This window comes from Streptomyces sp. NPDC042638 (assembly GCF_040647235.1).
Lineage (GTDB): Bacteria > Actinomycetota > Actinomycetes > Streptomycetales > Streptomycetaceae > Streptomyces > Streptomyces rameus.
This window is the reverse complement of the sequence record NZ_JBEZBT010000055.1, coordinates 19,835-46,503: the sequence shown is the minus strand read 5'-3', so window position 1 is coordinate 46,503 and position 26,669 is coordinate 19,835. Positions and strand designations below refer to the sequence as shown.

At 67.1% G+C, this 26,669-nt stretch carries 17 protein-coding genes and 1 pseudogene; 8 read left to right on the top strand and 10 right to left on the bottom strand.

The window, feature by feature from the left end:
- Positions 1-17 precede the first annotated feature (17 nt).
- The 6 genes from AB0B40_RS31570 to AB0B40_RS31545 all read right to left on the bottom strand — a co-directional run bounded on the left by AB0B40_RS31570 (position 18) and on the right by AB0B40_RS31545 (position 7,942).
- Entirely contained in the window at positions 18-566 is a 549-nt protein-coding gene (locus AB0B40_RS31570; protein WP_362266929.1) for a hypothetical protein, read from the bottom strand.
- Positions 551-1,684 carry a ParA family protein gene (locus tag AB0B40_RS31565; protein WP_345056052.1) on the bottom strand — a complete coding sequence of 378 codons (1,134 nt, stop codon included), beginning with the start codon at positions 1,682-1,684 and terminating at the stop codon, positions 551-553. The genes AB0B40_RS31570 and AB0B40_RS31565 overlap by 16 nt, the downstream gene beginning before the upstream one ends.
- A gap of 380 nt (positions 1,685-2,064) precedes the next feature.
- The gene (gene ald, locus AB0B40_RS31560; protein ID WP_345056094.1) at positions 2,065-3,180 is read right to left on the bottom strand and encodes an alanine dehydrogenase; all 1,116 of its coding nucleotides are present in this window, start codon (positions 3,178-3,180) and stop codon (positions 2,065-2,067) included.
- 144 nt (positions 3,181-3,324) lie between these two features.
- Positions 3,325-5,400 carry a tetratricopeptide repeat protein gene (locus tag AB0B40_RS31555; RefSeq protein WP_362266928.1) on the bottom strand — a complete coding sequence of 692 codons (2,076 nt, stop codon included), beginning with the start codon at positions 5,398-5,400 and terminating at the stop codon, positions 3,325-3,327.
- A 164-nt stretch (positions 5,401-5,564) separates the two neighbouring features.
- On the bottom strand, positions 5,565-6,191 hold the full coding sequence (locus tag AB0B40_RS31550; RefSeq protein WP_345056056.1) for an NUDIX hydrolase: 627 nt from the start codon (positions 6,189-6,191) through the stop codon (positions 5,565-5,567).
- 101 nt (positions 6,192-6,292) lie between these two features.
- Positions 6,293-7,942, bottom strand: coding sequence for a CTP synthase (locus AB0B40_RS31545; RefSeq protein WP_345056058.1), 1,650 nt, complete (start codon positions 7,940-7,942; stop codon positions 6,293-6,295).
- 519 nt (positions 7,943-8,461) lie between these two features.
- Here AB0B40_RS31545 and AB0B40_RS31540 point away from each other — a divergent pair.
- The 5 genes from AB0B40_RS31540 to AB0B40_RS31520 all read left to right on the top strand — a co-directional run bounded on the left by AB0B40_RS31540 (position 8,462) and on the right by AB0B40_RS31520 (position 16,269).
- Positions 8,462-10,264 (top strand): glycoside hydrolase family 15 protein, encoded by a 1,803-nt coding sequence (locus tag AB0B40_RS31540; RefSeq protein ID WP_362266942.1) that lies wholly within the window; start codon positions 8,462-8,464, stop codon positions 10,262-10,264.
- A gap of 234 nt (positions 10,265-10,498) precedes the next feature.
- The gene (locus AB0B40_RS31535) at positions 10,499-11,215 is read left to right on the top strand and encodes a TnsA-like heteromeric transposase endonuclease subunit (protein ID WP_362266926.1); all 717 of its coding nucleotides are present in this window, start codon (positions 10,499-10,501) and stop codon (positions 11,213-11,215) included.
- Positions 11,216-11,280: 65 nt separating this feature from the next.
- Positions 11,281-13,368 carry a transposase gene (locus tag AB0B40_RS31530; RefSeq protein WP_362266924.1) on the top strand — a complete coding sequence of 696 codons (2,088 nt, stop codon included), beginning with the start codon at positions 11,281-11,283 and terminating at the stop codon, positions 13,366-13,368.
- Positions 13,355-14,497: a TniB family NTP-binding protein gene (locus tag AB0B40_RS31525; RefSeq protein WP_362266922.1), complete on the top strand. Its 1,143-nt coding sequence runs from the start codon at positions 13,355-13,357 to the stop codon at positions 14,495-14,497. Before AB0B40_RS31530 ends, AB0B40_RS31525 begins: the two co-directional genes overlap by 14 nt.
- The gene (locus AB0B40_RS31520; RefSeq protein ID WP_362266920.1) at positions 14,494-16,269 is read left to right on the top strand and encodes a TniQ family protein; all 1,776 of its coding nucleotides are present in this window, start codon (positions 14,494-14,496) and stop codon (positions 16,267-16,269) included. The genes AB0B40_RS31525 and AB0B40_RS31520 overlap by 4 nt, the downstream gene beginning before the upstream one ends.
- Before the next feature lie 516 nt (positions 16,270-16,785).
- Here the strand turns inward: AB0B40_RS31520 and AB0B40_RS31515 are convergent.
- The 4 genes and pseudogenes from AB0B40_RS31515 to AB0B40_RS31500 all read right to left on the bottom strand — a co-directional run bounded on the left by AB0B40_RS31515 (position 16,786) and on the right by AB0B40_RS31500 (position 19,669).
- Complete coding sequence (locus AB0B40_RS31515) at positions 16,786-18,252, bottom strand: UvrD-helicase domain-containing protein (RefSeq protein ID WP_362266919.1); 1,467 nt, start codon at positions 18,250-18,252, stop codon at positions 16,786-16,788.
- A 110-nt stretch (positions 18,253-18,362) separates the two neighbouring features.
- Positions 18,363-18,602: a hypothetical protein gene (locus tag AB0B40_RS31510; protein ID WP_362266946.1), complete on the bottom strand. Its 240-nt coding sequence runs from the start codon at positions 18,600-18,602 to the stop codon at positions 18,363-18,365.
- Between the two features lie 261 nt (positions 18,603-18,863).
- Positions 18,864-19,247, bottom strand: a pseudogene (locus AB0B40_RS31505) (DUF6083 domain-containing protein); the annotation flags it as partial.
- Positions 19,248-19,405: 158 nt separating this feature from the next.
- Positions 19,406-19,669 carry a helix-turn-helix transcriptional regulator gene (locus tag AB0B40_RS31500; RefSeq protein ID WP_362266917.1) on the bottom strand — a complete coding sequence of 88 codons (264 nt, stop codon included), beginning with the start codon at positions 19,667-19,669 and terminating at the stop codon, positions 19,406-19,408.
- Between the two features lie 1,628 nt (positions 19,670-21,297).
- Here AB0B40_RS31500 and AB0B40_RS31495 point away from each other — a divergent pair.
- From AB0B40_RS31495 to AB0B40_RS31485, 3 genes are all read left to right on the top strand, one after another.
- Positions 21,298-23,301, top strand: a complete 2,004-nt coding sequence (locus AB0B40_RS31495; RefSeq protein ID WP_362266915.1) for an ATP-dependent endonuclease — start codon at positions 21,298-21,300, stop codon at positions 23,299-23,301.
- A complete protein-coding gene (locus AB0B40_RS31490) occupies positions 23,289-24,923 on the top strand; it encodes an ATP-dependent helicase (RefSeq protein ID WP_362266913.1) in 1,635 nt (544 codons plus the stop codon). Before AB0B40_RS31495 ends, AB0B40_RS31490 begins: the two co-directional genes overlap by 13 nt.
- Before the next feature lie 484 nt (positions 24,924-25,407).
- Positions 25,408-26,262: a DUF3800 domain-containing protein gene (locus AB0B40_RS31485; RefSeq protein ID WP_362266911.1), complete on the top strand. Its 855-nt coding sequence runs from the start codon at positions 25,408-25,410 to the stop codon at positions 26,260-26,262.
- Positions 26,263-26,669 lie beyond the last annotated feature (407 nt).

Here is a 26,669-nt window from a genome sequence, read left to right as displayed (position 1 = left end):
GCCCCCGAAGGCTATCGCTACCGCCCGCGCAGCCGTCGTACGAGGATGCTCGCGTCCCCGCGGGACTCCAGGTCGGCCAGGACCACGGCCACCGCCTCGCGGACGATCCGCCCGCGGTCCACCGCGAGCCCGTGCTCGCCGCGGAGCACCAGGCGTGCGTGCTCCAGGTCCATCAGTTCCTCGGCGGAGACGTACACGGTGATCTTTTCGTCGTGCCGTTCGCGCCCGCTGGGCCGCCGGGCCGCCGCCCGCCCGCGCTTGCGCGGCTGCGCGGCGGCCGGGTCCTCCTGCGCCGCCTGGCGGCGCGCCGGGCGGGTGCGGGACTCGGCCGTCTCGGCCGGGTCGGCCTCCGCCGCCGCGTGCTCCGCGCCCTCTCCGTCGCCGCCCTGCACGGGCACCGACTGCGGTGTGTCCTCGGCGGCGGCCGTCTCGTCGCTCTCCCCCGCGGGAGCCGGCACCCGGGCCTCACCGTTGGCCGCACGGCGGGGAGCCGACGGCTGGAGCGCCATCCCCCCTGTCGTGCGGAAGAGTTCGTCGGCCCCCGGCAGACTCACTCGGCGTGACACCGGGCGAGCACCTCCCTGGCGAGCTGGCGATAGGCGGCGGCACCGACGGAGTTGGAGGCGTACGTGGTGATCGGCTCACCGGCGACCGTGGTCTCCGGGAAGCGGACCGTGCGTCCGATGACCGTGTGGTAGACGTGGTCGTCGAACGCCTCGACGACACGCGCGAGCACCTCACGGCTGTGCACGGTGCGCGAGTCGTACATGGTGGCGAGGATGCCGTCCAGCTCCAGCTCGGGGTTGAGCCGCTCCTGGACCTTCTCGATGGTCTCCGTCAGCAGGGCCACACCGCGCAGCGCGAAGAACTCGCACTCCAGCGGCACGATCACCTTGTGCGCGGCCGTCAGCGCGTTGACCGTGAGCAGGCCGAGCGAGGGCTGACAGTCGATCACGATGTAGTCGTAGTCGGGCAGCAGCGGCTTGAGTGCGCGCTGGAGCGTCGACTCACGGGCGACCTCGGAGACCAGCTGGACCTCGGCGGCCGACAGGTCGATGTTGGACGGCAGCAGGTCCATGTTCGGGACCGCCGTCTTCAGCAGGACCTCGTCCGCGGACATGCCCCGCTCCATGAGCAGGTTGTAGACGGTGAGGTCCAGCTCCATCGGGTTGACGCCGAGACCGACCGACAGCGCGCCCTGCGGGTCGAAGTCCACGAGCAACACGCGCCGGCCGTACTCCGCGAGCGCGGCACCCAGGTTGATGGTCGACGTCGTCTTGCCCACGCCGCCCTTCTGGTTGCACATCGCGATGATCTTCGCGGGGCCGTGGTCGGTCAGCGGGCCCGGGATCGGGAAGTACGGCAGCGGGCGTCCGGTGGGACCCACGCGCTCACGGCGCTGGCGGGCCGCGTCGGGCGCGAGCGTGGCCGCGTACTCCGGATCGGGCTCGTACTCGGCGTCGGGGTCGTAGAAGTGCCCCTCGGGCAGTTCGTCGTAGTCGGCGAAGTGGTTGTGGGGCGCGCCACTTCCGTCGCCGGCCATGGCGTTCACGTGATGGCCATCCATGCTCTGGTGTGCTGTCCCGACCACCTGCGGGCCGGAACTCTGGTGGGCTGCGAAGGTGCGCACAGCTACGGAGCCGACAGCCTCGAATCCCGCGGGGCCCTGGCCCCGGACCGGCATTCCTGGTTGACCACCCCCGGGAGAAAATGTCGACTCATTCACAAGTCGTCTTACCTCCTTGGTGACCAGGAAACTTCTAGACAAGGTCAGCGTGGCACCATGCCGACGGTTGGCGACTCTATGGCGTGTCGGCGGTCCGCAGCAACACAATCCGCCGGACCCGGCAGGATGTGTCGGCAATGAAACATCTCGCTGTCAAGGGCGTAAGGCCGTCGCACCGCAGGTTTCACCGGTGTGCGAATCGGTCGAAGGGTTACGTTCGAGGCGAGTTGAGCGAGAGCCGCAAAGTGACCATACACACATCCGGCCGGACCTTGTCGGGCAAGGTCCGGCCGGGTGCGCGCTGTTGACGACGCTTGTTGACGAATCGCCTTTTGGCGTCAGCCGAGCAGGGTCTCCAGCTCGACGTGGTCCAGGCCGTGGGCCTCGGCGACCTCCCTGTAAACGACCTTGCCGTCATGGGTGTTGAGACCCTTGGCGAGCGCGGCGTCGCGGCGCAGCGCCTCCACCCAGCCGTTGTTGGCCAGCGAGACGATGTACGGCAGCGTCGCGTTGGTGAGGGCGTTGGTGGAGGTGTTGGGCACCGCGCCCGGCATGTTGGCCACGCAGTAGAAGACCGAGTTGTGGACCTCGAAGGTCGGCTCGGCGTGTGTCGTGGGGTGGGAGTCCTCGAAGCAGCCGCCCTGGTCGATCGCGATGTCGACAAGAACACTTCCCGGCTTCATACGGGCCACCAGCTCGTTGGTGACCAGCTTCGGCGCCTTGGCGCCCGGGATGAGGACCGCGCCGATGACGAGGTCGGCGTCGAGGACGGCCTTCTCCAGCTCGAAGGAGTTGGACATGATCGCCTTGACCTTCGTACCGAAGATCTTGTCGGCCTCGCGCAGCTTGTTGATGTCACGGTCGAGCAGGGTCACGTCGAAGCCCATGCCGACGGCGACCTGGGTGGCGTTCCAGCCGGAGACACCGCCGCCGATGACCACGGCCTTGGCCGGGGTCACGCCCGGGACGCCGCCGGGCAGCACGCCACGGCCGCCGGCCGCGCGCATCAGGTGGTAGGCGCCGACCTGCGGGGCCAGGCGGCCCGCGACCTCGGACATCGGGGCGAGCAGCGGCAGGGCGCGGTTCGGCAGCTCGACGGTCTCGTAGGCGATGGCCGTGGTGCCGGACTCCAGCAGCGCGTCCGTGCACTCCTTGGAGGCGGCCAGGTGCAGGTAGGTGAAGAGGATCTGGTCCTTGCGGAGGCGGTGGTACTCCTCCGCAATGGGCTCCTTGACCTTCAGCAGCAGGTCGGCGGCGGCCCACACCTCGTCGGCGGTGTCGAGCAGGGTGGCTCCGGCGGAGACGTACTCCTCGTTCGTGATCGAGGAGCCGAGGCCGGCGCCCCGCTCGATGACGACCTGGTGGCCGTTGCGCACCAGCTCGTGCACACCGGCGGGGGTGATGGCCACCCGGAACTCGTTGTTCTTGACCTCGCGGGGGATGCCGACCTTCACGTCGATCACGGTCCTTGGCTCAGAGGGTATGGGGGTGCATTGAAGACGTACCCAGACATGCGGGGGCATACCGGGAGAAGCCGCAGGGGGACGCGGCAGAGCCAGTCTAATGAAGGTGTTCCGGCTGTCTAGCCTTTCATTGCATCAATCTTCGCTGGGTGTGCTACGGATTTCGCAGGCGTTAGCGTCCTGTTCCGGCTCCGCGTCGCCCTTCGGTGTCTCCTCACCCAGCATGCGCTCGGCCGACGCGCGATGCAGACGCGCCGACGCCGGATCGCCGAGCCGGTCCAGGGTGTCGGCGAGCCGCAGCTGGAGTGCCGCCTGCAGCCGGGCGTCCTCGGCCCGGCGCGCCCACTCCACGGCCTCCTGGCAGGTGCGCAGCGACTCCTCCGGCCGCCCCGCGTACTCCTGCACCCGGGCGATCTCGCTCAACGCCCGGGCGCTCGCGGCCACATCGCCGACCCTGCGGTAGCCGGCGAGGGCGGCCCGCCAGTTCCTGAGCGCCTCGCCGTAGCGGCCGGCGTAGGTGTGGGCGGTGGCGATCCGGCCGTACAGCCGGGCGGCCTCCGGGATCTCTCCCCGGGCCAGCCGCTCGGCCAGGGCCCGGCCGAACCAGTCGGCGGCCCGGTCGTGGTCCCCGAGCTCCTGGTGGGCGCCGCCTACGGATTCCATCGCGCGGCCGGTCGCGTACGGGTCGTTCGCCTCGCGTCCGGCGTCCAGGGCGGCCCGGTAGCGGGCCAACGCCTCCCGGGTGCGGCCGGTCTGCGCGTCCAGATCGCCCAGGTTCAGCAGGGCCGCGGCCTTCTCCCGGGGGAGCCCGCGCCGCTCGGCCACGTCCAGCACGAGCCGGTGCACGCCGTACAGGTCCGGTGCGGCCGCCTGTGTGCCGACATGCGCGGCCAGGGCCCTGACCAGCTGGGACATCAGCCGGCGGGCGAGAGTGTCCAGCTCTCCGTCGGCCACCGCCAGGCGCACGGACGCCAGCAGGGCCGGCCGCCGGATGCGCAGCCAGTCGGCGGCGGCCCGCGGGTTGGGGAAGCGCAGCGCCCGGGGCATGCCGCTCAGCTTCTCCCGGGCCTGCGGGCTGTCCGTCTCGGTGATCGCCCGGCAGGACTGGAGCAGCCGCACCGTCCGCTCCAGCATCCGGGCCCGGGCCAGCTGGAGTTCCGCGGGCCGCTCCTGGCTCTCGGCGAGCGCGCACAGCAGCGGGTGCAGACAGCCGGGGACCTCGTACTGGGGCAGCGGGGAGTCCACCGCTCGCAGCAGGCCCAGGGCGACGAGGTCGTCCAGGGTGGCGCGGGCGGCGTCGACCGAGCAGCCGGCCAGGGCCGAGGCGGTGTGCGGGTCGGCCAGTCCGGCCGGGGCGAGGGAGAGCAGTCGCAGCATCCGGGCGGCCGGGCCGGGCAGCTGGTCGTACACGAGCCGGAAGACGCGGGACAGCGGGGTGCCGTCCGCGCCGTCGGCCCCGTCCGCGAACTCCGCGTGCAGCCTCTTGGTGAGGTCGGAGACGGCGGCCTGGGGACGGGCGGCGAGCCACCCGCCGGCCAGCACCAGCGCGGTCGGATGGCCCTGGCACGCCTCCACCAGGCTCTCCGCGGAGCGCGGGTCGACGGTGACGCGGACCGCGCCGGTGTGCCGGGTGAGCAGCTCCACCGCGGACTTGGTGTCGAGCCCGCCCAGTGTGCAGGGGCGGACGTCCGCGATACCGGTGAGCGGGCCCCCGGACACCGCGACGGCCAGGCAGTCCGGGGTGTCCGGGAGCAGCGCGTCGACCTGTTCGGCGCCGGCCGCGTCGTCCAGCAGGAGCAGCGTCCGCCGGCCGGCCAGCGCCGTCCGCAGGGCAGCGGTGAGGTCGTCCTCGGCGGCTCCGGCGGGGGCGGGCAGGTCCAGCGCGGCGAGCAGGTCGCGGGCCACCTGCTCCACGGGCACCGGGGGGCCGCCGGGTTCGCTGAGCCGGGCCCGCAGCACTCCGTCGGGGTAACGGCCGGCGACGCGCCGGACGAGTTCCTCGGCGAGCCGGGTACGGCCGGAGCCGGGGCGGCCCGCGATGAGGAGCACGCGCGCGCGGGGCGCCTTGCGGCCGGAGAGGGTGTCCAGGCCCGCGCGCTCGATGTCGGCGCGCAGCTCCTTCAACTCCCTTGTACGGCCCAGGAAACGGCCCATCGCGACCGGCTGCGCGGACACCTCCACGCCGTCTGGGTCCACCGCCTGATCCGTCACGGGCCACACTCCCGTCCCACCGCACGCGCAAGCCCGCCGGTGTCTTCCGGTACGGGCGTTGATGAGCCTAGTTCACGCTCTGCGACGATCCCGGAGGAGCGCGGCGGACAGATCGCCCGATCGGATCAGGCGATCGTCACACCAGTACGCCGGACGGGTCCGGGTCAGGACGAGAAGGGACGCGCGGGCCACGGCGCGTCCGCGGGGCGCAGCGCGTCCAGGCCGTCCCCGCCCCGCGCCGCCACCAGGGAGAGGACCCCGACGGTCAGGCAGGTGTTGTGCAGGTCTCCGGCCAGGATGCGGCGCACCAGTTCCTCGACCGGCACGCGCGCGTGCTCCATGTCGGTCTCCTCGTGCTCCGCCTCGAAGCGCTCGCCCTCGGCCTCGGCCAGCTCCCTGGCGAGGAAGATCCGGACGGCCTCGTCGCAGCCGCCCGGGCTGGTGTACACGTCGGTCAGCACCCGCCAGTCCCCGGCCTTGACGTGCGCCTCCTCGTACAGCTCCCGCTGGGCGGCGTGCAGGGGGTTCTCGCCGGGCACGTCGAGCAGTCCGGCCGGGATCTCCCACAGCTTGTGCCGCACGGGGTGGCGGTACTGGTTGATCAGCAGGACCCGGTCCTCCTCGTCCAGGGCGAGGACGGCCACGGAACCGGGGTGGACCTGGTAGTCACGGCGGACCACCGAGCCGTCGGGCATGACCACGTCGTCCGTCCGGACGGAGGTCTTGTTGCCGACGAAGGGGGTTTCCGTGGCCCGGATCTCCCATTCCTCGGGGGTGTCCTTGATCGTCATGCCCTGTCCTCCCACACGCTCTTCCCAACAGACCGGCGACAAAAGAAACCGGGGTGCCCACCTTTGAAGGTATGCACCCCGGCCACCGTACAACTGGTCCGTTACTGCGCGATCTTCCGCTCGACCGAGGCCTTCACCAGGCCCGCGAAGAGCGGGTTCGCCCTGGTCGGGCGCGAGCGCAGCTCGGGGTGCGCCTGCGTGGCGACGAGGTATGGGTGGACGTCACGCGGGTACTCCACGTACTCCACGAGCTTGCCGTCCGGCGAGGTGCCGGAGAAGACGATGCCGGCCTTCTTCTCCAGCTCCGCGCGGTAGGCGTTGTTCACCTCGTAGCGGTGCCGGTGGCGCTCCTCGACGTACTCCTTGCCGTCGTAGACCTCACGGACGATGGAGCCCTCGGCGAGCTTGGCCGGGTACATGCCCAGGCGCATCGTCCCGCCCATGTCGCCGTCGCCGGCGACGATGTCCAGCTGCTCGGCCATGGTCGAGATCACCGGGTGGGCCGTGGCCGGGTCGAACTCGGTCGAGTTGGCGTCGGGGATGTCGGCCAGGTTGCGGGCGGCCTCGATCACGATGCACTGCAGGCCCAGGCACAGGCCCAGCAGCGGGATCCGGTTCTCGCGGGCGTAGCGGATGGCGCCGACCTTGCCGAGCACACCGCGGTCGCCGAAGCCGCCGGGGATGCAGATGCCGTCGACGTCGCCGAGCTGGGCCTTGGCGCCGGCCGGGGTCTTGCAGTCGTCGGAGGTGACCCACTTGATCTTCACGCGGGCGCGGTTGGCGAACCCGCCGGCCCGCAGCGCCTCGGTGACCGACAGGTAGGCGTCGGGCAGGTCGATGTACTTGCCGACCAGGGCGAGGGTGACCTCGTGGTCGGGGTTGTGGACGCGGTCCAGCAGGTCGTCCCAGGTCGTCCAGTCCACGTCGCGGAAGGGCAGGTCGAGCTTGCGCACGACGTAGGCGTCCAGGCCCTCGGTGTGCACGACCTTCGGGATGTCGTAGATGGAGCGGGCGTCGGGGCAGGCCACCACGGCCGCCTCGTCGACGTCGCACATCAGGGAGATCTTCCGCTTGATCGCGGTCGGGACCTCGCGGTCGCAGCGCAGCACGATCGCGTCCGGCTGGATACCGATGTTGCGCAGGGCGGCCACCGAGTGCTGGGTGGGCTTGGTCTTCAGCTCACCGGACGGGCCGATGTACGGCAGCAGCGAGATGTGCACCACGAAGACGTTGTCCCGGCCGACCTCGTGGCGGACCTGGCGGACGGTCTCCAGGAACGGCAGCGACTCGATGTCGCCGACCGTGCCGCCGACCTCCGTGATGACGACGTCGACCTCGTCCGTCGCCATGCGGCGGATACGGTGCTTGATCTCGTTGGTGATGTGCGGGATGACCTGGACCGTGTCGCCCAGGTACTCGCCGCGGCGCTCCTTGGCGATCACCGTCGAGTACACCTGGCCGGTGGTGACGTTGGCCGAGCCGTCCAGGTCGCGGTCGAGGAAGCGCTCGTAGTGACCGATGTCCAGGTCGGTCTCCGCGCCGTCGTTGGTGACGAACACCTCACCGTGCTGGAACGGGTTCATCGTGCCGGGGTCGACGTTCAGGTACGGGTCGAGCTTCTGCATCACGACACGCAGGCCGCGGGCCTTGAGCAGCATGCCCAGGCTGGAGGCGGTCAGACCCTTGCCGAGCGAGGAGGCGACACCCCCGGTGACGAAGATGTGCTTGGTCGTCGTAGATTTCGGCGGCATGGCCAAGAGGGGGCTCCCGTGGTCGCTGTCTGTGATGCGGTGCGGCTGCCGGTCCGGAGGTTCCCGGAGGTGCCGTCGCTGCGGTTCGGGGGTTTTTCTCCACCGGTCCACGGGCTACCAGGGTATCAGCGCCTGGGCGGGATGGCTCCCGGCAACGCTCCGCGCCCGGCCGTGCACAGGGCGGTTACACCACGCCGGTCCCTGCCGAGACTCTTCACCCTCTGGTCACTCGTTCGGCCCACACGGGTTGCCCACAGCGGCGCGCACATCATCTACGTGCGTCGTATCCTGCTCGGACACTCGCTGCCGAGCCCGGCCGGAACGACGGCACCACCCCCGCCACCATCACCCGGAACAACGAGAGCGCGGCAGTTCGTTGAGCAAAGACTGTCGTTTTGCCTCAGGGCTCGGCGGGCTGCTTTGCTTCACCGCTCAACGACGCACAACAACGACCCCTTGACCGCACTAGCGACAGCCCCCCTGTGCGGGGGTGACGTGGCCGTTCGACTGGAGTTGCACGTGGCCGGGCGCATCGAAGACTACGCACTCATCGGAGACATGCAGACCGCGGCGCTGGTCTGCCGGGACGGCACAGTCGACTGGCTGTGCCTGCCCCGCTTCGACTCGCATGCCATCTTCGCCGGCCTGCTGGGTACCGAGGAGCACGGCTTCTGGCGGCTCGGCCCGGCACACGCCGCCGAGTCCGAGCCGCCCGCGGCCGCCCGGCGGAGCTACCGCGGCGACTCGCTGATCCTGGAGTCGGAGTGGGACACCCCGCGCGGCACCGTCCGCGTGACCGATTTCATGCCCCCGCGTGACGGTGCCCCGCAGCTGATCCGGATCGTGGAGGGCGTCACCGGCCGGGTGCCGATGCGCTCGGCCCTGCGGATGCGGTTCTCCTACGGCCGGGTGGTGCCGTGGGTGCACCGGCACGAGGGCCGCACGGTGGCCGTCGCGGGGCCGGACTCGGTGTGGTTCGACACGGAGGCCGAGACCTACGGGAAGTCGCTGACGACGTACGCGGACTTCACGGTCGCCCCGGGTGACCGGATCGCCTTCACCATCTCGTGGGAGCCCTCGCACAAGCAGCCGCCGCCGCTGCCGGAGCCGGAGACCTCGCTGGAGGCGACGGAGACCTTCTGGCGCGAGTGGGTCGAGCACTGCACGTACCACGGGCCGTACCGCGAAGCGGTGGTCCGTTCGCTGATCACCCTCAAGGCGCTGACGTACGCCCCCACGGGCGGCATCGTGGCCGCCCCCACCACCTCCCTGCCGGAGGACATCGGGGGCGTGCGCAACTGGGACTACCGCTACACCTGGCTGCGGGACGCGGCGATCACCCTGTCCTCGCTGCTGCGCACGGGCTACCGCGAGGAGGCCCGCGCCTGGCGCGAGTGGCTGCTGCGGGCGGTCGCCGGCGACCCGGAGAACCTGCAGATCATGTACGGCATCGCGGGCGAGCGCGAGCTGGGCGAGGCCGAACTGGACTGGCTGCCGGGCTACGAGGACTCCGCCCCGGTCCGGGTCGGCAACGGCGCCGCGCACCAGCTCCAGCTGGACGTGTACGGCGAGGTCACCGAGGCCCTGCACCTGGGCCACATGACCGGCCTGGCGCGCAACGACTACGCCTCCCTGCTCCAGCTGAAGCTGATCCGCTACCTGGAGGACCACTGGCAGGAGCCGGACGAGGGCATCTGGGAGGTGCGCGGGCCGCGCCGGCACTTCGTGCACTCCAAGGTGATGGCCTGGGTCGCGGTGGACCGCACGATCAAGCTGATCGAGTCCGGTGACGCGGACGGCCCGCTGGAGCGCTGGAAGGAACTGCGCGACGACATCCACCGGGACGTGTGCGAGAAGGGCTACGACAAGGAGCGCAACACCTTCACCCAGTCCTACGGCTCCCAGGAGCTGGACGCCTCGCTGCTGCTGATCCCGCAGATGGGGTTCCTGCCGCCGGACGACAAGCGGGTGATCGGCACGATCGAGGCCATCCAGCGCGAGCTGTCCACCTCCGACGGGTTCATCCTGCGCTACCCCACGGAGGGCAAGGACGAGGGTGTCGACGGCCTGCCCGGCGACGAGGGCGCCTTCCTGGCCTGCTCGTTCTGGATGGCGGACGACCTGGCGATGATCGGCCGGGTGGACGAGGCCCGCAAGCTGTTCGAGAAGCTCCTCGGGCTGCGCAACGACCTCGGCCTGCTCGCCGAGGAGTGGGATCCGCGTCTGAAGCGCCAGGTGGGCAACTTCCCGCAGGCGTTCAGCCACGTCCCCCTGATCGACACCGCGCTGCGGCTGACCGCCTCGGGGGCGTACGGCGGCTGAGCGCGTGTAGGTTTCCAGATCCCGTGGCCACTTTCCATCAGCGATGGCCACCGCGTGGCCAATAGGCCACGGACATGGAAATCACGCTCCGTGGACGAGTAGTTCCCCTCTTCGTGTACAGGACTTCCCCGGTCGGCGTCTCCACTGCCGACCGGGGCAGAACCCCAGCGTTCGGCGGCGGCCAGTGGGGCCGCCTCGGAAATCCCGAGGGTTGGTGGTCCGATGGGTACAACGGTGGCCGCGCCGGTACGGCTGAGTGTCCGGCGTGGCGACGGGGCCGTGGTAGAGGACCTGGAGTGGTCGTCGGTGCCGCTCGGGCTGCTGCGGGAGGCCCGGCCGTGGAGGACGTTCCGCTGGTTCAAGGGGCAGCAGCACTACTCGGGCATCTACTGGTCGGCCACCGTGGGCGATCACGTGATCTACGAGTCGCGGCTGGAGCTGGGGCGGCTGATGTTCGCCGACTTCGCCCCGGAAGTGCGGCACATCGTCGCCCAGCCGTTCCTGCTCAAGGCCGATATCGATGGCAAGGTCCTCAAGCACATCCCGGACTATCTGCTGCTGACGGACGACGGTCTGGTGGTTGTGGACGTCAAACCGCGGCACCGGCTTGAGAAGCCGGAGGTCGCCTGCACCTTCGCCTGGACGCGTGAAGCGGTCACGTCGCGCGGGTGGCGGTACGAGGTGTGGAGCGAGCCGGATCCGCACGTGTTGGAGAACGTTCGGTTCCTGGCCGGCTATCGCCGCGCCTGGCTGTTCGACCCTGGCCTGGTGGCCGCTTTGCGGGCCGCTGATCTGGACGGGATGCCTTTGGGCGATGCCCTCCGGCTGCTACCGGAGTGTCCCCGGCCGCTGGTGAAGTCGGCGGTGCTGCACCTGCTGTGGTCCGGGCATGTGACGACCGCGCTGGACCAGCCGCTGAGCGCGGGGCACGTGCTGCGGAGGGCCGCATGAGCGGTGCGGGGACGAAGCTGGGGGTCGGGACGTACTTCCGGCTGGACGGCGAGACGGTCGAGGTCGTGGAGTTCGCCAGCCTGGCCACGGGCATGGAGGTCGTCCTCAAGGATGGCCGTGACCGACTGGCCCGGATGTCGCTGCGTGAGTTGCTGACCTCCGATCGCGCCGAGCTGATCCACGACACATCGGGCCCGTCTTCCACCGACGACGAAGACCTCGCGGCCGTCGTGCTGAACCGGCTGACCAAGGACGAGAAGAAGGCGGTCTTGGAGCGGGCCGAGCATGTCCGGGAGATGCTGACGGGTTACCGCTCCGGCAGCGAGGACCTTCCCCGGCCCGACGAGCCACGGCCTCAATATGCCCCTGGTCTGCCGCTGAAGGTTCGGTATGAGGCCAAGGCGGCGGAACTGGGGGTGTCCGCCCGGTCGACGCGCCGGTGGGCACAGGCCTTCCGCGAACACGGCGAGGCTGGCCTGGTGCCGAGGACGGCGGGGGCGGACGGCGGGCTGAGCAATGCCGATCCGCGCTGGGTCGAGGCCGCGGAGGAGGTGCTGAACGAGTACGAGGAGGAGTCACGGCCCTCGGTGAAGGTGGTGTTGGAAGAAGTCGAGGCCCGCGTCAAGACCAAATTCAAGCTGGTCAAGGTACCGGTGCCGCCTCAGACAACGGCCTACCGGTGGATGCAGGAGCTGGAGCGGCGCCATCCGACGTTCCGGCTGAGTACCCAGCGAAACCGAGACATCGCCGACCGCCCGCGGGGCGTCTACGGGAAGCTGCGGCCTACGCGTCCGGGCGAGTACGTGCTGATGGACACCACGCGACTGGACGTGTTCGCACTCGACCCGGTGACGCTGCGGTGGATGCAGGCGGAGCTGACCGTCGCAATGGACTGGTACACCCGCTGCATCGTCGGTCTGCGGGTGACTCCCGTGTCGACGAAGGCCATCGACGCGGCAGCCGTCCTCTACCAGGCCTATCGCCCCCAGCCGGTTCCTGAGAGCTGGCCGAGCGAAGCGGCCTGGCCCGAGCACGGCATTCCGCGCGGGGTGCTGCTGGAGGCCGAGGCCGTCCACGGACCCCTCACCGGAGTCTGGGGCCCGAAGGTGGCTCCGGAGACGTTGATCGTCGACCACGGCAAGATCTACCTGTCGGCGCATTTGACCAGCGTCTGCCGCCGGATGGGCATCTCGGTGCAGCCGGCGAGACTGCGCACGGGCCGGGACAAGGGACCGGTGGAGCGGTTTTTCCGCACGCTTCGGGAAGATCTGCTGCAGCGGCTGCCCGGCTACAAGGGACCAGACATCCACTCGCGCGGCCTGAACCCGGAAAAAGACGCCTTCTTCTTCCACCACGAGCTGGAGGCGATCATCCGCGAGTGGACAGCAGTGACGTATCACCGCAGGCCACACGAGGGCCTCCTCGATCCGCACCTGCCGAAGGTGGAGTTGTCTCCTGCGGCAATGTTCGAGCATGGGCTCGCGCGGGCGGGTTACATCGAGGTGCCCCGCGACCCGCACCTGGCCTACGAGTTTCTCGACGTCACGATGCGCACCGTCCAGCACTACGGCGTCGAGATCAACAGCCGCCGCTACAACGGCGACTGCCTCGACGGGCTGCGGGACATGGCCGGCTCCGACATCGACCTGGACAAACGACGGCTGCCGTTCTTCGCAGACCCCGACGACGTCACCCGGATCCACTTCAGGGACCACGAACGCGTCTGGCACACCCTTAAATGGGAGCACGCGCCCAGCCTGGCCATGCCGCTGAGCGAGGAAGCGCTGCAGTTCGCCCGGCGTCTGGCGGCGAAGGAGTACACCTACCCCGATGACCGGCTCGCCATCGCCCTGCTGCTGAAGCGCTGGAACCTGGGGCTGGGCACTTCCCTGGTCGAACGGCGGATGGCGCTGCGACTCTCCCGCGAACAGGTCGCCCTGGAACTTCCCGAGCAGCCAGCCGACGACGTTAGTTCGCTGCCCTCGGTCGCCCGCGTGCTGTCCCTTCCCGAGCAGCCGGCGCCTCCCGTGATCGAGGCCGTCCAGGACCAGGAGCCAGAGGCGGGCGATGACGACGCCGACGGCCTGGAGGAACTGGAACAGGAACTCGACTTCTACGCCACGGCCTTGAAGGACATCGATGACGACGAGTAGGCCGACCCGCGCACAGGCCGAGGAAGCCGATCTGCGCTCCCGGCTGGATCACCTCACGCTGTCCCGCAAGGAAGGCTTCGGCCGCCTCGCCGAAGCCCCGCGCAGGAAGCGTCCGGAGCATCTGTCCCGCCGCCAGCTGAAGAAACTGAGTGAGGCGGCTCTCGCTGAATACAACCGCGACCGCCGCAAATGGCACGCGAACCTCGGCCCGCTGCGGACCCCGCAGATGAAAGCCCTGCACGAAGACCTCTGGGACATCTTCGACAGCAACGACCAGGACAGCGACAAGGTGAAAGGTGGCATCGCCCTCGACGCCTTCCCCGGGCTGGGAAAGACCACAGCCGTGCTCGCCTTCGCCAAAAAGGTCCACCGCCGCATCATCCAAGAAGAAGGGAAATACACCGAAGAGGGTCACGAACGCTGGCCTGTCTGCCGTGTCGGCTTGACCAGCAACACCGGTATGCGCGATTTCAACCGTGCCATTCTGGAATATTTCGCACACCCCGGCCGTTTCCGCGGAACCGCCGCCGAGTTCGGCTACCGAGCTCTCGATTCGATCCTGTCGGCGGAAACAAAACTTTTGATCGTTGACGACCTACACTTCCTGAAGTGGCGGAACAAGAACGGGATCGAAGTCAGCAACCACTTCAAATACATTGCCAACGAATTCCCGGTCACCTTGCTCATGATCGGCGTCGGCCTGGAAAAGCGGGGCCTGTTCAGCGAAGGGTCAAGTTACGAGGACGCAGTCCTCGCGCAGACCGGACGCCGAACTACCCGGCTCAACATGGACCCGTTCACCATCTCCTCCGAGATGGGACGGAAGGACTGGCGCGACACCCTCCTCGGGATCGAGGAACGCGTCGTTCTCGCGGACAAATACCCCGGAATGATCGCGGACGATCTATCCGACGAGCTCTTCGCCCGCAGCACCGGACACATCGGCTCGCTTATGACGCTGATCAACCGAGGCTGCCAAAGAGCAGTACGCACCGGCGCCGAACGCCTGGACAAGGAACTGCTGGACCAGGTGAAGAACGACGCCGCGTCCGAGCAGGCACGCGAGGAACTCCAGCACGCCCTCGCCTCCGGCCGGCTGGTCAGCCGGCCAGGGAACCGGGTCGCGTGAACGAACTCCGCACCCTGGCCATCCGCGTCCTGCCGCTGCCCGGGGAAAGCATCGACAGTTGGCTGGAAAGCCTCGCCCGACGCTCCTGGACATCGCTGTCGACATTCCTGGAGGCTCTCGGCCTGCCCATCTACGAGCGCACCCACCACCTACTCATCGCCCCGTCCTCCGAGATGCTCCGTCAGCTGGAGATCCAGACAGGACTGGTCCCAGGACACCTGGGTCAGACCGTCATCGCGGCCGGCCTTGTCGGCCGTTACGCACCTCGCTGGCGGTTCTGCCCGCAGTGTTTGCGCGAGTCGGACGGACGATGGCTCACACGCTGGTGGCTGCCCTGGTCCCTCGCCTGCGCTAAACACGAGGCGCTCCTGCACAGCATCTGCCCGAGCTGCCGCAAGGAGCCACGCGAGTTCCTGCCCAGACCAGTGCACCTCCACCCACCCGGGCACTGTATGCGCCCCACCGGCCGGCGGAGCGTCTGCGGAGCCGATCTGAGTGCCGTCCCGGCCCTGGGCCTCAAGCAAGGGCACCCCCTCGTCCAGGCCCAGCTCGAACTCGACCGTGTCGCGATCGACAGAAACACGAACCCCGACTTCGTATTCATGCATACGGAAGAGCGCCTCACCCGGCTGACGCAGGTGATGGAAAACTCGGACCTTCCGGCTCTAGACAGCGTTCTCGGAGAGGCGTGGGATCGGCTATTCAGCACGACGCCCATCCCGCTCACCGAGTTCGCCGCCTGGCGACTGCGCGAGCATGGAAGCAAGACCCTCACCCGTGAATTCCTCCAACAGGAATACCAAAAGGGAGGCAAGCCGCTTCGCCAGATCGCCGATGATCATTCACTGCCCCGCAAATATGTGGTCCAGCGAGCCAGAGAACTCGGCATCCCCGTCTATCGCGGTAACCGTCCACACATCTTCGATGATGAATGGCTGCAAGATCAGTACGTCAACCAGGCTCGCTCGACCGAAGACATCGGCCGAGAAGCAGGAACGGACGGCAACGTCGTCCGCCGGAGGCTCGAACACCTCGGAATCCCGCGCCGCCTCTTCGGTGTTCACAGTTGGCCTGCCATGAGCAGGAAACTCGGCGATTCCGTGCCAGCCGACATCCGGCAGGCAACGGAAGGAAACCTATACGGGTGGCTCCGCCTTCGCCGCTTCCAGATCCTCATGGCCTTTCCCACGCTCACGACCGCTGCCAGCTATCTCGAGGTCAGGCCCAGCAGACTCACCGGGCAGTTCAACCGCCTGGAATCAGATCTCAACGCTGAACTTTTCCACCGCTCCGTTCGCCATGCAGCACAACGGCCAACCAACCGCGGCGCTTCACTGCTGCGGGATCTGAACGATCCACAGGTTGAGATGCTCATGCGTGAAGCCCTCGGGCCGAAACTCGAACCAATGCCCGGGCGCGAGGAACTCGAAGCCGCCGCTGCGGTGGCCGACGGCGCGGATGCACGTTTGACCGCCCTGGATTCCCGCCTACCAATCCCTGCCCACCTCCACGTTCCACCGCCCATACTCCCTTTGCTGGAACACCTCTTCGAACATGCTGGCCGAGAGACCTACGCAGCGCAGATCCACGCTCTCACCGGCATGCACGTCGCCACCATCCAGCGTCAACTCAAGCGCTTCGCAGAAGCTGGCTGGCTCACCGCTCGCGAGGAGCCCCGCAAGGAACGTCCGCACGGCGGGCGATGCCGCATCTACTACTCACTGACCGCCCCTGCAATCCAAGCCGCCCGTCTGCACAGACAAGATCGCTGAAGGAAGAGGGGATGCAATGCTGCCCTCCCACAAAAGGGATCAGGTCCAAGCACACGGTCTTCGGCCAGACAGCAGACCTCGAACCCTGCGCTGCACCCAACCCGCACACGCTAATCGGGCTTTCCTGGCATTGTCTGGGCTCGTCGGGCCCCTGGGGCCGTCCGACCTACGGAAGATGAGCGCCGCCTACCGTTCCACTTGGGAAACCGCGTTCACGGACGCCACCGACTCACAGTCGCCGTTGGGCGGCTGACGCTTCCATGAACGCCGTGTCCGGATCCTGACGCCCGAATTCCTGCAGCGCGAGTACACCGAGGGCGAGAAGAGCTTCGCCACCAGCTCGTCGATCAACTGGTCATCCACAATTTCGCACGTCCCATCGGTGCACCCTCCATGATCGGGAGTTACAGGAACCACTTAATATCCCGGAGCACCCTTATTGGCATCGTCACATGCGAGTGCCGGAGCCGAAGATGATTACGGGACGGCGCTTCAGTATCTCGCGGTTCGCGATCGTTAAATGCTCGAAGCCGCAGATGGAGCAACGGCCCAAGACAATCCCCCTAGATCGAGTCGGTGGCGCGCACGTGTTACGGCCACGTATGCGAGGCGGGCGTCAGTGTCCTTGACGGGTTCCGGGATTGGGCGGCCCTCTGCGTCCTGTTGGTCGGTGTCCTTAGGGGGCGGAAAGTCCTCACCAATGCGGACAGTCAGCCATTCACGGCCCTTGGCTTTATGGGCAGTGGACACAATGACGTCGGCCTGGTCCTCGTCAGTGAGCTCATCGACAGCTGTGAGAATGGCGTCCGGACCATGCGTGTCGACGAGGTCGACGAAGGGCTGGAGGTCTCCGCCGGCAGGATCATATGCCGCGTAGTCCTGCACCTCCCCCCAAGAGGCGAAGAGGACGAGCTCCGGATGGTTGGTACGGCGGCCTTCCTTGAGGTCGCGAGCCGCCAGCGCGAGTGCGGCCAGCGTGTGGCCGCCGCGGGCCAGGGCGACCCGGCGGCCTGCGGAGAGGAGGCGCATGATCTCGGCCATGGCGCCGATGTTGGTGCGGCACAGCACCGCGTCCGGGTGTGTGACGTCGCCGACCTCGGTGGGGATCGAGTCACTGCCGGTGAGACGGATGGGTGCCTCGGCAAGTTCGAGCCAGTGGTTGGCATGTTCGGCAAGACGTGGGCCGAAGCGGAAGGAGCGGGTGAGCGTGAGCGCTGTGGCGTCGAAGTCGGTCATCACGTCGCGCGCGCCGCGCCAGCCGTAGATGGCCTGGGCTGAGTCGCCGACCATAACGAGCTGGGCATGGCCGCGCTGGGAGTTGAAGACCTGTTCCAGCACCGGGTTGGTGTCCTGGGCCTCGTCGAGGAAGAGGAAGTCCGCCTCGATCTTGGGCTGGGTCAGGGCCCACATCTTCAGGTAGTGGTCGTGTTCGAAGCGGACAGCGCCTTGGTCGGGGTCCTGTAGGTCAGCCCAGGCCTTGGCCGCGAACGGCAGGACGACGTCACTTAGCTCGGCGTGTTCGGCGGGTGCCACCAGTCGACGAAGACGCGGCACGTGGTGGCGGGCCAGAGCTCGGTCGGCGGAGTAGCAGAAGCGCGTCACGGCACGTAGCACCGTGTGGGAGAGCGTCTTGTGGCTGATGTCGTGATCGCCGATGCGGATGGGTCGGGTGATGCCGAGGGCCTGCCCAGTCTTCCAAGCCGGTTGGCGCGGGCCGTGGAGTCGACTGGCATAGCGGTGCCCGAGTGCCGCGTACGCGGTCGCGTGGGCCGTCTTACACATCACCGTTCGGGGGAAGCGTGTGGCGGCATCATGAGCGATGTCCTTGTTGAAGGCGAGGTAACGACCGCGACGTTTGTTGCCAGCGGCGAGCATCGCGAGAGTTGTCGTCTTGCCGGTACCGGCTCCCGCTTGCAGGACGAGGTGGTCTCCTGCTCGGAAGGTGTCGGCGGCTTGGACCTGTTCGTCGGTCGGGGTAGGCACAAGGGCTCCTCAGAAAGATGCGGAGGATGACTTACCGGTTCGCGGGCGGCTGTGGCGGCTGAGCAGAGGACTCGCGCACAGCAGGAGGTCTTCAATCGCGCGGTGGGCGGTCACGGTTGGGGCGCCTTCCTGCCATAACCGGCATGCCCCTGACGTCGGGCGAGCGTCGGGAGCCGGGTGTGGATGTGCTCGTGGTGGATGAGCGGGTCAAAGGACTCCCACTCGGCCAACGCCACATCGGCGGCTGCCGGGATGGCGGCGTGCTCGGGGCAGCGTTGAGCCCGCCAGCGCAGCTGTTCGGCATAGGGCAGGCCGACGAGCGAGTAGACGACCATATCCTCGCCAGGCAAGGGGAGTTGGCCACGCGACCTGGTGGCGGGCACGAGAGTCCAGACGCCTGCTCGGGTCTCAGGCCTGAGCACTGGGCTCGTGCAGCGGCGGCGTCGGCGGGTCTGGGCGACGCACTGGATCTGATCCACCGGATGACTGGCGAGGTAGTGGAGATACAGAATTTGCACGACGGGACGGGCCGGACGGCAGGTAGGGCTCGGTGAGGCTTCGGTGTTCGGCAGGACGGGAGGGGGAACGAATCTGCCGCTGTCGATCAGGCGGCGCGTGCGGACCGCCAGAGCGCGGCGCAGTCCTGCCAGTTCCGGTGCGGCCGGAAGGGAGTCGCGGGCCGGACACACCACGGCGTGCGGCAGGCGACACCATCCGCTGCCATCGCCCGCTGGATGTGCGATGCCGCCGCTGACATGCCAATGGCATGTTGGCGGCACCTTCTCGACAGGCAGCTCGTGAGGATGCAGGCGGACGGGCCGCTCATTGGGGCGGTGGTACCACTCGATTCGATTACCGCAATCCCGGCAGTGGTCACCCTGACCGCATCGCAGCAGACGGCTTGCGCTGTCGTTGCTTACGCGTAGGGAACGTCTCGCACTGACACGGAGGAGGCTGCCGTCCCAACGACGTGAAGGAGGGGGTGTGGAGCGCATGCAGGCGAAGCTGCCAGGCAACACGCGGTCCAATCGGAGTCACGCCGCTCGTGTCCCCCGGACTACCGCATCCAGTGATACTGACGTTCGAGCACACGATCGCGCGTTCGTGTCGAGTCACCAATCCGGGCGGTTGGTGATTGCCTCTTCGGAGGCCATCATCCGTCGGCGTTCCCCGGAGGCTGGTGCCCATTACACAAAGCGGCGAAGAGCTCGTCGAGTGGGGTGCCCAGGGCGTGTGCGAGGGCGTGCCAGGTTTTCAGAGTTCCGATGGTGCGACCCTGCTCGATCTCGATGAGAGTCCGCCGGGCGAGGCCACTGCGGGCGGCAAGCTCGTCATAGCTCCATCCGCGGGCCGCCCGGAGGCGCGCGAGCTCCAGGCGCAGGGCCTCGAAGTCCGGATCGGGCGGGAAGATCGTCACCTGACCATCCGACGGGGCAGACCCCTGCCCTGTCAGTGCAGACCTCTGCCCTATTTCACCTGGCGGCGGCGCGGGCGAGAGGGCAGAGGTCTGCACTACCGTGTGCGGCCGTCACTCCCTCAGGAGTGGGCGGCAGCGCGGGACTGAATCGGGAGGAGCGCGCCCTATGAGGCTCCGCACAACACGCCCAGCAGCGCGGCGTGCCTGGACCGTGGAACTGCGGCCCGGTTCCAGCGGACCGCAGCTCGTGTGTCAGCAGTGTGATTATCAGGGCGTGCTGCTCACTGCCGTGTCCGGCCGCTCAGCGGCGCTCGAGCATCTGGCGGGACATGCCAGGCGCGATGTGCTGCCGCCGTACATGCGGACCTGCCAGTGCCATGAGCGAGGCTGCCGCTGGCACCCCCGTCACCGCGGTTGCGCCGGCCCTGTCCGTTTGCTTCTCGCCCGCGAACGCGGCGGACGGCTCTGGCGACTTGCCGATGCATGTACGGCCTGCGCGTCGGTGACGGAGCAGGCCGCCGTGGTTCCGGAAGTTTTCCTGCGTGTGGTCATGACGTCGTCGGGCTGCGCCTCGCGGCGTCGCAAACGACGGCCCAAGGGGCCGGGTGACCAGATTCGAGTGCGGGAGATGCTCAGCTACCTGGCCGCAACTCTGCCGAACCGCACTGCGGCTGCGGCCCGACTGCTCGCAGTGCAGTGCGCACTGCGCATGGACTCGGAAGGGAAGGTCCGGTTGCCGGCTGGGGTGCTGCGCAGTCTTCGTATCGGCCGTGACCCGCTCCCATGGAGTGAGTTGGAGCAGGCACGATGGCTCTGCAGAACGCCGACTGCCCCTGGGGCTGCCGACGGCGCGGTGGTCGCCCAGATCCTCGATGAGGTGTTGTTTGCTCAGTGTCCCGCACGCCCGGATCGTCAGAGTGCTGCTGACTGGGCCCTACGCATGGCGCGGGGCGGCCGTGCGGGCGCCAGCGACCCATCCTTGCGGCTGACCGCCCTCTGCCTTGCGGCGCACACAGACTCTGCCGGTCGAGGGTGCGTTGAAGTGGACTTGATCGCACGTGAGTGCGGACTTGTTCCTGCGGTTCTGTTCCCTGTGCTCGACCAGTTGGCGACATCCTTCGCCTCCTGGCGAGTTGCACCCGGCTCAGGAGATCTGTACTGGCAACTGCTACCTGGGTGCGGTCTGCGTCAGCGGGTTACCGACCAATCCGAAAAGGATGTGGCTTCGGAGGGCTGAGGCAATCCGGCGGCTGCCACACTCCGCTGCCTTGCTGCTCCGCCTCACCCTTTGAAGAGATCTGTGACCTGTTGGCCGAGCGGACCTGCTTGCAGCGCGGGATGGCCGTGTCTGCGCGATCGGTGCGTGAGCTCGGGCTCGACCACCTGCCGTGGATCCGGCCAATGCTTCCGAACACCACCGCTGACACAAGAGTCACCGCGGTGACACGGGTGCAGTTGAGCACGTCGATCGGAACGGATCGAACCAGACGCAATCTGACGCATCGCCAACCACTTTGAGCCAAAAGGGAACTCTGACCCCGTCCGCGTCGGATACTGCTTTGGCTCTTCGAAGCTGCAGGCATATGCCGCCACGGGAGCAGGGGTTGGGAACGATTGTCGGGAGTGCGATGCAGCTGACCTACGCCAAAGTGATCAACTTCCGTGCCCTGGACAAGGCAGAGGTACGGATTGATCCGAAGACCACTCTCATCGTGGGACGCAACAACAGCGGCAAGACGTCGTTCGTCAACCTCTTCGAGAAGTTCTTCGGCGAGGACGACACACGGTTCGTGCTGGAGGATTTCTCCACCTGCCGCATCCCCGACATCGAGCAGGCACTGCAGATCTTCGCCGAGGCGCAGGGACACGCAGCTGCGGGCGACCAGGAGACGAGCGAGGGCCTGCTGACCAAGGCGTACGACCTCGTCCCAGCCATCCGGTTGGAGCTCACGATCGAGTACGGCGAGGACGATGACCTCGCTCCTCTGGCGGACGTGATCCTGGACCTCGACGACTCCTGCTTCACGGTCAAGATCGAAGCGGTCCTCGAGGCGGCGAGGCCGCAGGAGTTCCTCAAGGACTTCTGGACAGCGAGTCAGAGGCAGAACTTCGACCCCCTCAAGTGGCTGCGCAAGAACTTCGCAGACTACTTCTCCCCCGTCTATCGCGCGGTCAGCCCGGTGGACGAGAAGGTGACGAAGGAGATCAAGCGCAGCGCCGCACAGGCGATCATCTCGGTCAAGTTCGTCTACGCGCAGACAAAGGTCGACGACACCCCGGGAGACAAGGCCCGCACGCTGTCCAAAACGTTCGAGACCTACTACAAGGTCAAGAGCGGCCCGGACGGCCGTCACCAGAGCGTCGAGCAGATCGAGGACGCCCTGACTGCCGCGTCGCTGGCGCTCGACAGCAGCTACGAGTCGCTTTTCGACCCCGTTTTCGAGGACCTGCGGAGCTTCGGGGTGGGAACCATCACGCCCGTTGAAAAGCCCCGCATCGTGTCCCTCATGGAGGGCTCAGGCATTCTGCGGGGCAGTACGCGGCTCCAGTATCCGTCCGGAGACGGCGGCTTCCACCTTCCCGAAGGCCACAACGGGCTGGGCTACAGCAAGCTGATCTTCACGATCCTACAGATGATCAGCTTTCACCAGGCCTATGAGCGCGCCGCCCCGAAGCCGGCGCTGCAGGTGCTGTTCATCGAGGAGCCGGAGGCCCACCTGCACCCCCAGATGCAGGAGGTCTTCATCAAAAACATCCAGGACTTCATCAAGCGCAAAGCCCCATGGACGGTGCAGGTCGTCGTCACCACGCACTCCTCTCACATCGTCGCAAGCGGCGGCTTCCACACGGTGCGGTACTTCGACCGTTCCGAACCCGATGGCAAGGTCAAGGACCTCTCCACGTTCCAGGCCAAGGTCAAGGCGACCCCGCACGGAGACGAGACCCTACGGTTTCTGCATCAGTACATGGTGCTGCACCGGTGTGACATGTTCTTCGCCGACAAGGTGATCCTGATCGAGGGCACCGCGGAACGGCTGCTGCTGCCCGAGATGGTCCGCAAGTGCGCCGAAGGGCTCCTGCACCAGTACGTGTCTGTCATCGAGGTCGGTGACGCCTACGCCGTCCGCTTCAGGGAACTGCTGGAGTTCCTCAACGTGAAGACCCTCGTCATCACCGACATCGACTCCATCCGTCCAAGAGATCAGAAGGCCTGCCCGCCGGGCACCGATCAGGCGGTCACCTCGAACTCGACGCTCAAGAAGTGGCTTCCAAGGGAATCCAGCATCTCCAAACTCCTTGCCGCAGACCCTGCTGCCAAGGAGCACGGCCACGTGCGCGTGGCCTACCAGGTCCCTGAAGAAGACGGAGGCATCTGCGCCCGAAGCTTCGAGGATGCCTTCATCATCGCCAACGCGGAGATCCTCGCCCGAGACCTCAGACATCTGGCGCTGAAGAGAGCCTTCCTGCAGGAGGTCGGGGCCGACCCCACGACGGCGGAGATCGAGGCCGGCGCGTTCGCCATCGCCAAACGGCTCTCGAAGCACAAGACCGACTTCGCGTTCGACGTCATGCTCCTTGAAGGCTGGTCGGTCCCCCGCTACATCGCCGAAGGACTTCAGTGGCTCGCCTAGACACCCTCACAGCCGTTATTGAAGAGCTGGAGGCCCGGCGCAGCTTCCTCTTGGAAGCCGGAGCAGGCGCCGGCAAGACGACGACTCTCGTCCGCGCCTTGCAGCACCTCCTCAGCCACCGGCGCACAGAGCTTGAGGCAAGCGGCCGGCGAATCGCCTGCATCACGTACACGAACGTGGCCAAAAAGAAGATTCTCGAACGCATTTCGGCGGACCCGCTTGTCGCTGTCGGCACCATCCACGAATTCCTCTGGAGCGTTATCCAGGCCTATCCGCGTGAGCTCTGGCAGCAGGTCCTCGACTACAACAAGGGACTGTCCAAGCCCGAAGACCTCGACGAGGTAACCACTCCCCCAGTCATCGAGTACTCGGACCGGGGGCGGAGACTGAGCGAGGGGCGCATCTCCCACGACGATGTCATTGCACTGTCCCTCCGCCTCATCGCAGCCCATCCAAAGCTCATACGCATCATCACCAGCAAGTATCCCGTCATCTTCGTCGACGAGTACCAGGACACCTCACCCAAGACGATTGAGCTGTTGCTGGACCACCTGGCAGGCGCAGGTCAGGTCCCCTGTGTGATCGGTCTCTTCGGCGACTCGATGCAGAAGATCTACCGGTCCGGCGTCGGCGCGGTTCAGCATGCAAAACTTACGCCGATCACCAAACACGAGAACTACCGGTGTTCGCGCCCCGTTATCGACGTTCTCAACAGAATGCGACCCCAGCTCATCCAGCGGGCCTCCGGAGAACAGCAAGAGGGCGAGGTGTACCTGTTCCTCAACACGCACGCGCCTCCCGGCCCACCCCGGCTTGCTGCCGCAGAAGCGACTCTCGCAAGCAGAGGCTGGTCACGCGAGAACACCAAGTACCTCCTGCTCACCCACCGCGGCATCGCCGGCACGCTGGAGTACGCCAGCTTGCTGGAGCAGTACCGGCAGCTTGGCAGCCACGGCCCCGATGACCTCATGGCGCGCAACGAGCCGTACATCCAATACCTCACAAGGATCGAGGCGCTGTGCAGGGCCTACCACACCAGGGACTTCGTGGAGCTGACCAGCCTGCTGAACCAAGGTAGGCGGCGCATCGCCAAGCATGCTGACAAGCGGACCATCAGCGAGGCCATCCGCAAACTCGACACCGTACGCACGGCTGGGACCATCGGTGACGTACTGGATCTCATGGCCGACGGTCACCTTCTGGCCGTTCCAGGAAGGGTGCGGGATCTCGAACGCCGCAGAACTGCGACCGGCCTGGACGAGCGCCAACAGCAAAAGGCCGACTTTTCCAACAACCTACGCGGCATTCCCTATCGTGAGGTCATCAACGTCACCCAGTTCATCGAGGAACTCACCCCCTTCTCCACTCAGCACGGTGTGAAGGGAGATGAGTTCGGGAACGTTGTCGTGGTGGTCGACGACTCCGCGTGGACGATGTACAACATCGGCAAAATGCTCGCCGGCACCGACAAGCCCGACCGCACCGAACGGTCACGAAACCTGTTCTATGTCTGCTGCTCACGAGCCAAGCGCGGTCTGGCAGTGGTCTTCCTAAACGACCTGCCCGAAGGAGGAGAATCAACCGCTCGTGACTGGTTCGCTGCCGGGACTGTCCATCCCTGACGTCCGATTCTCCCCTCGTGAGTCGTTTCACCGACTGCCACAACGGTGTGACCCAGATGTTGCGCTGCTCGACGCGATCCCGCCGGTCTGCGGCCGGGTCGGCCGCTGAATGGCTTCCGGCGCCCGGATCCGTCGGGAGCGACGAGCCGACATCCAGAAGCGTTCCTGAACCTCGCCTGCTTCCTCATCACTTACCGACAGCTGGGCCTACCGCGTCGCCGTTGGTAGAGGCCGTCTCCGAACCCCTATGGGAACGCCACATCATGCGGACGTTTACACCTGTCGTGCTGGAGGGACAGTCGGCGGAGGTCCCGCAGTGCAGCGACGGAGTTACAGTCGGCACGGACTGTCGACACGCCATCGTCCCATCGATCTCGACGGGTGGATCAGGTCTCACCTCGGTAACAGAACAACCTTGCCATCTGGGACGATGACCGAACCCGTGCACGGTCGGGCAACGGAAATGAGGGTAGGAGAGAACGATATGCAGCTGGTCTTCATCGACGACAGCGGGCAGCGGCAACCTCGACGGGAACACCTCGGCGAGCTCATCTCCGTAGGTGCGGTCATGTTCCCGGAAGACCAGGTCGCAAAATACAGCCGCGAGGTCGACAAGCTCCGCGTGGAGATCGGGATGCCCGATAAGCAGGAGTTCAAGTGGAACTCTCCGAAGGGCAGCTTCATGGCGCAGGCCAGCGGTGAGGTGGTGAAGGCCACCCGGCGCCGAATGCTCGAGATCGCTGCGGACTGTGGCGTCCGTACAGCTGTGGTCATCTGGGATCGCGGCATGGTGCCGTGGACGAAAGAGGACGTGGCGACGGAAATACTGGGCTACTTGTATGAGCGCATCGAGATACACCTGGAGTCGAGTGAGGAGCGAGGGATCGTCATCGCTGACATCCCTGGCGGCGGCAGCAAAGACCACTCGAAGTGGTTGTCACAGGCACTCGACCTCACGACGCTCGGAACTCGCTACGCCAAGCCCGAGCGGGTAGTGATGCCCATCGTCACGGCCCCGTCCGACCACGTTCCGCACCTACAACTGGCGGATCTGGTGACAGCTGCGACCACCGCAGCGGTATCAGGGCGTGAGGCCGGCCTGGAACTCATCGACGCTCTCAAGCCGCTCGCTCGGCGCAACGCCTATGGGTACATCGGAGGAGCGGGGTTGGTGCTCTGGCCACCGAATCTCAACGACCTCTACTACTGGGTTCTCGGAGAAAGCACTTACGTCAAGAGCGGCACAGGCCACCCCATCGGGCCGACGCATGAGCTGTTCGCGCAGCCCGGACGCCCTTTCCGGAGCAGCAACGGAATGCCGCAGCAGGATTTGCGGTAGCCCGACATTCTGTCCACTGACCAGTCCGATTGAGGCTGGAACCCCATGTCCCCGGTCGCTGGCCCGGCATCGTCGAGGCAGCTCGGCGCGGACGCGGTTGCGAACGCCGGACGTTCACAGCAGTCGCCGGGACTGTCAGCACACCGGAGTTCCCTGCCGGTGTTTCCAGGGCCGCGGTTTGACTAAAGCGACCGCCGCTGAAGGTGACGGTCACGAGCGCGTGTCAGCTCCGATCTCCAGTCTCAATTCGCAACTCGTTGTCAGTGGGAATGGAGCGATCGTCGGTGACTTACGCCAACCGGGCTGTCTCGTCTCACCGAAGGCTGAGCGTTCTCACCGAACTCTGACCGCCTTGCGGGCCTACTGAGCCAGGGGTACCACGCAGGTCGGAGTTGCTCACCACCGAC

Bases quoted from the DNA above. Each gene is read 5' to 3' on its own strand.
- AB0B40_RS31485 (WP_362266911.1), top strand. From the start codon at position 25,408: ATGCAGCTGGTCTTCATCGACGACAGCGGGCAGCGGCAACCTCGACGG.
- AB0B40_RS31565 (WP_345056052.1), bottom strand. From the start codon at position 1,684: ATGCCGGTCCGGGGCCAGGGCCCCGCGGGATTCGAGGCTGTCGGCTCC.
- AB0B40_RS31545 (WP_345056058.1), bottom strand. From the start codon at position 7,942: ATGCCGCCGAAATCTACGACGACCAAGCACATCTTCGTCACCGGGGGT.
- AB0B40_RS31495 (WP_362266915.1), top strand. From the start codon at position 21,298: ATGCAGCTGACCTACGCCAAAGTGATCAACTTCCGTGCCCTGGACAAG.
- AB0B40_RS31525 (WP_362266922.1), top strand. From the start codon at position 13,355: ATGACGACGAGTAGGCCGACCCGCGCACAGGCCGAGGAAGCCGATCTG.
- AB0B40_RS31550 (WP_345056056.1), bottom strand. From the start codon at position 6,191: ATGACGATCAAGGACACCCCCGAGGAATGGGAGATCCGGGCCACGGAA.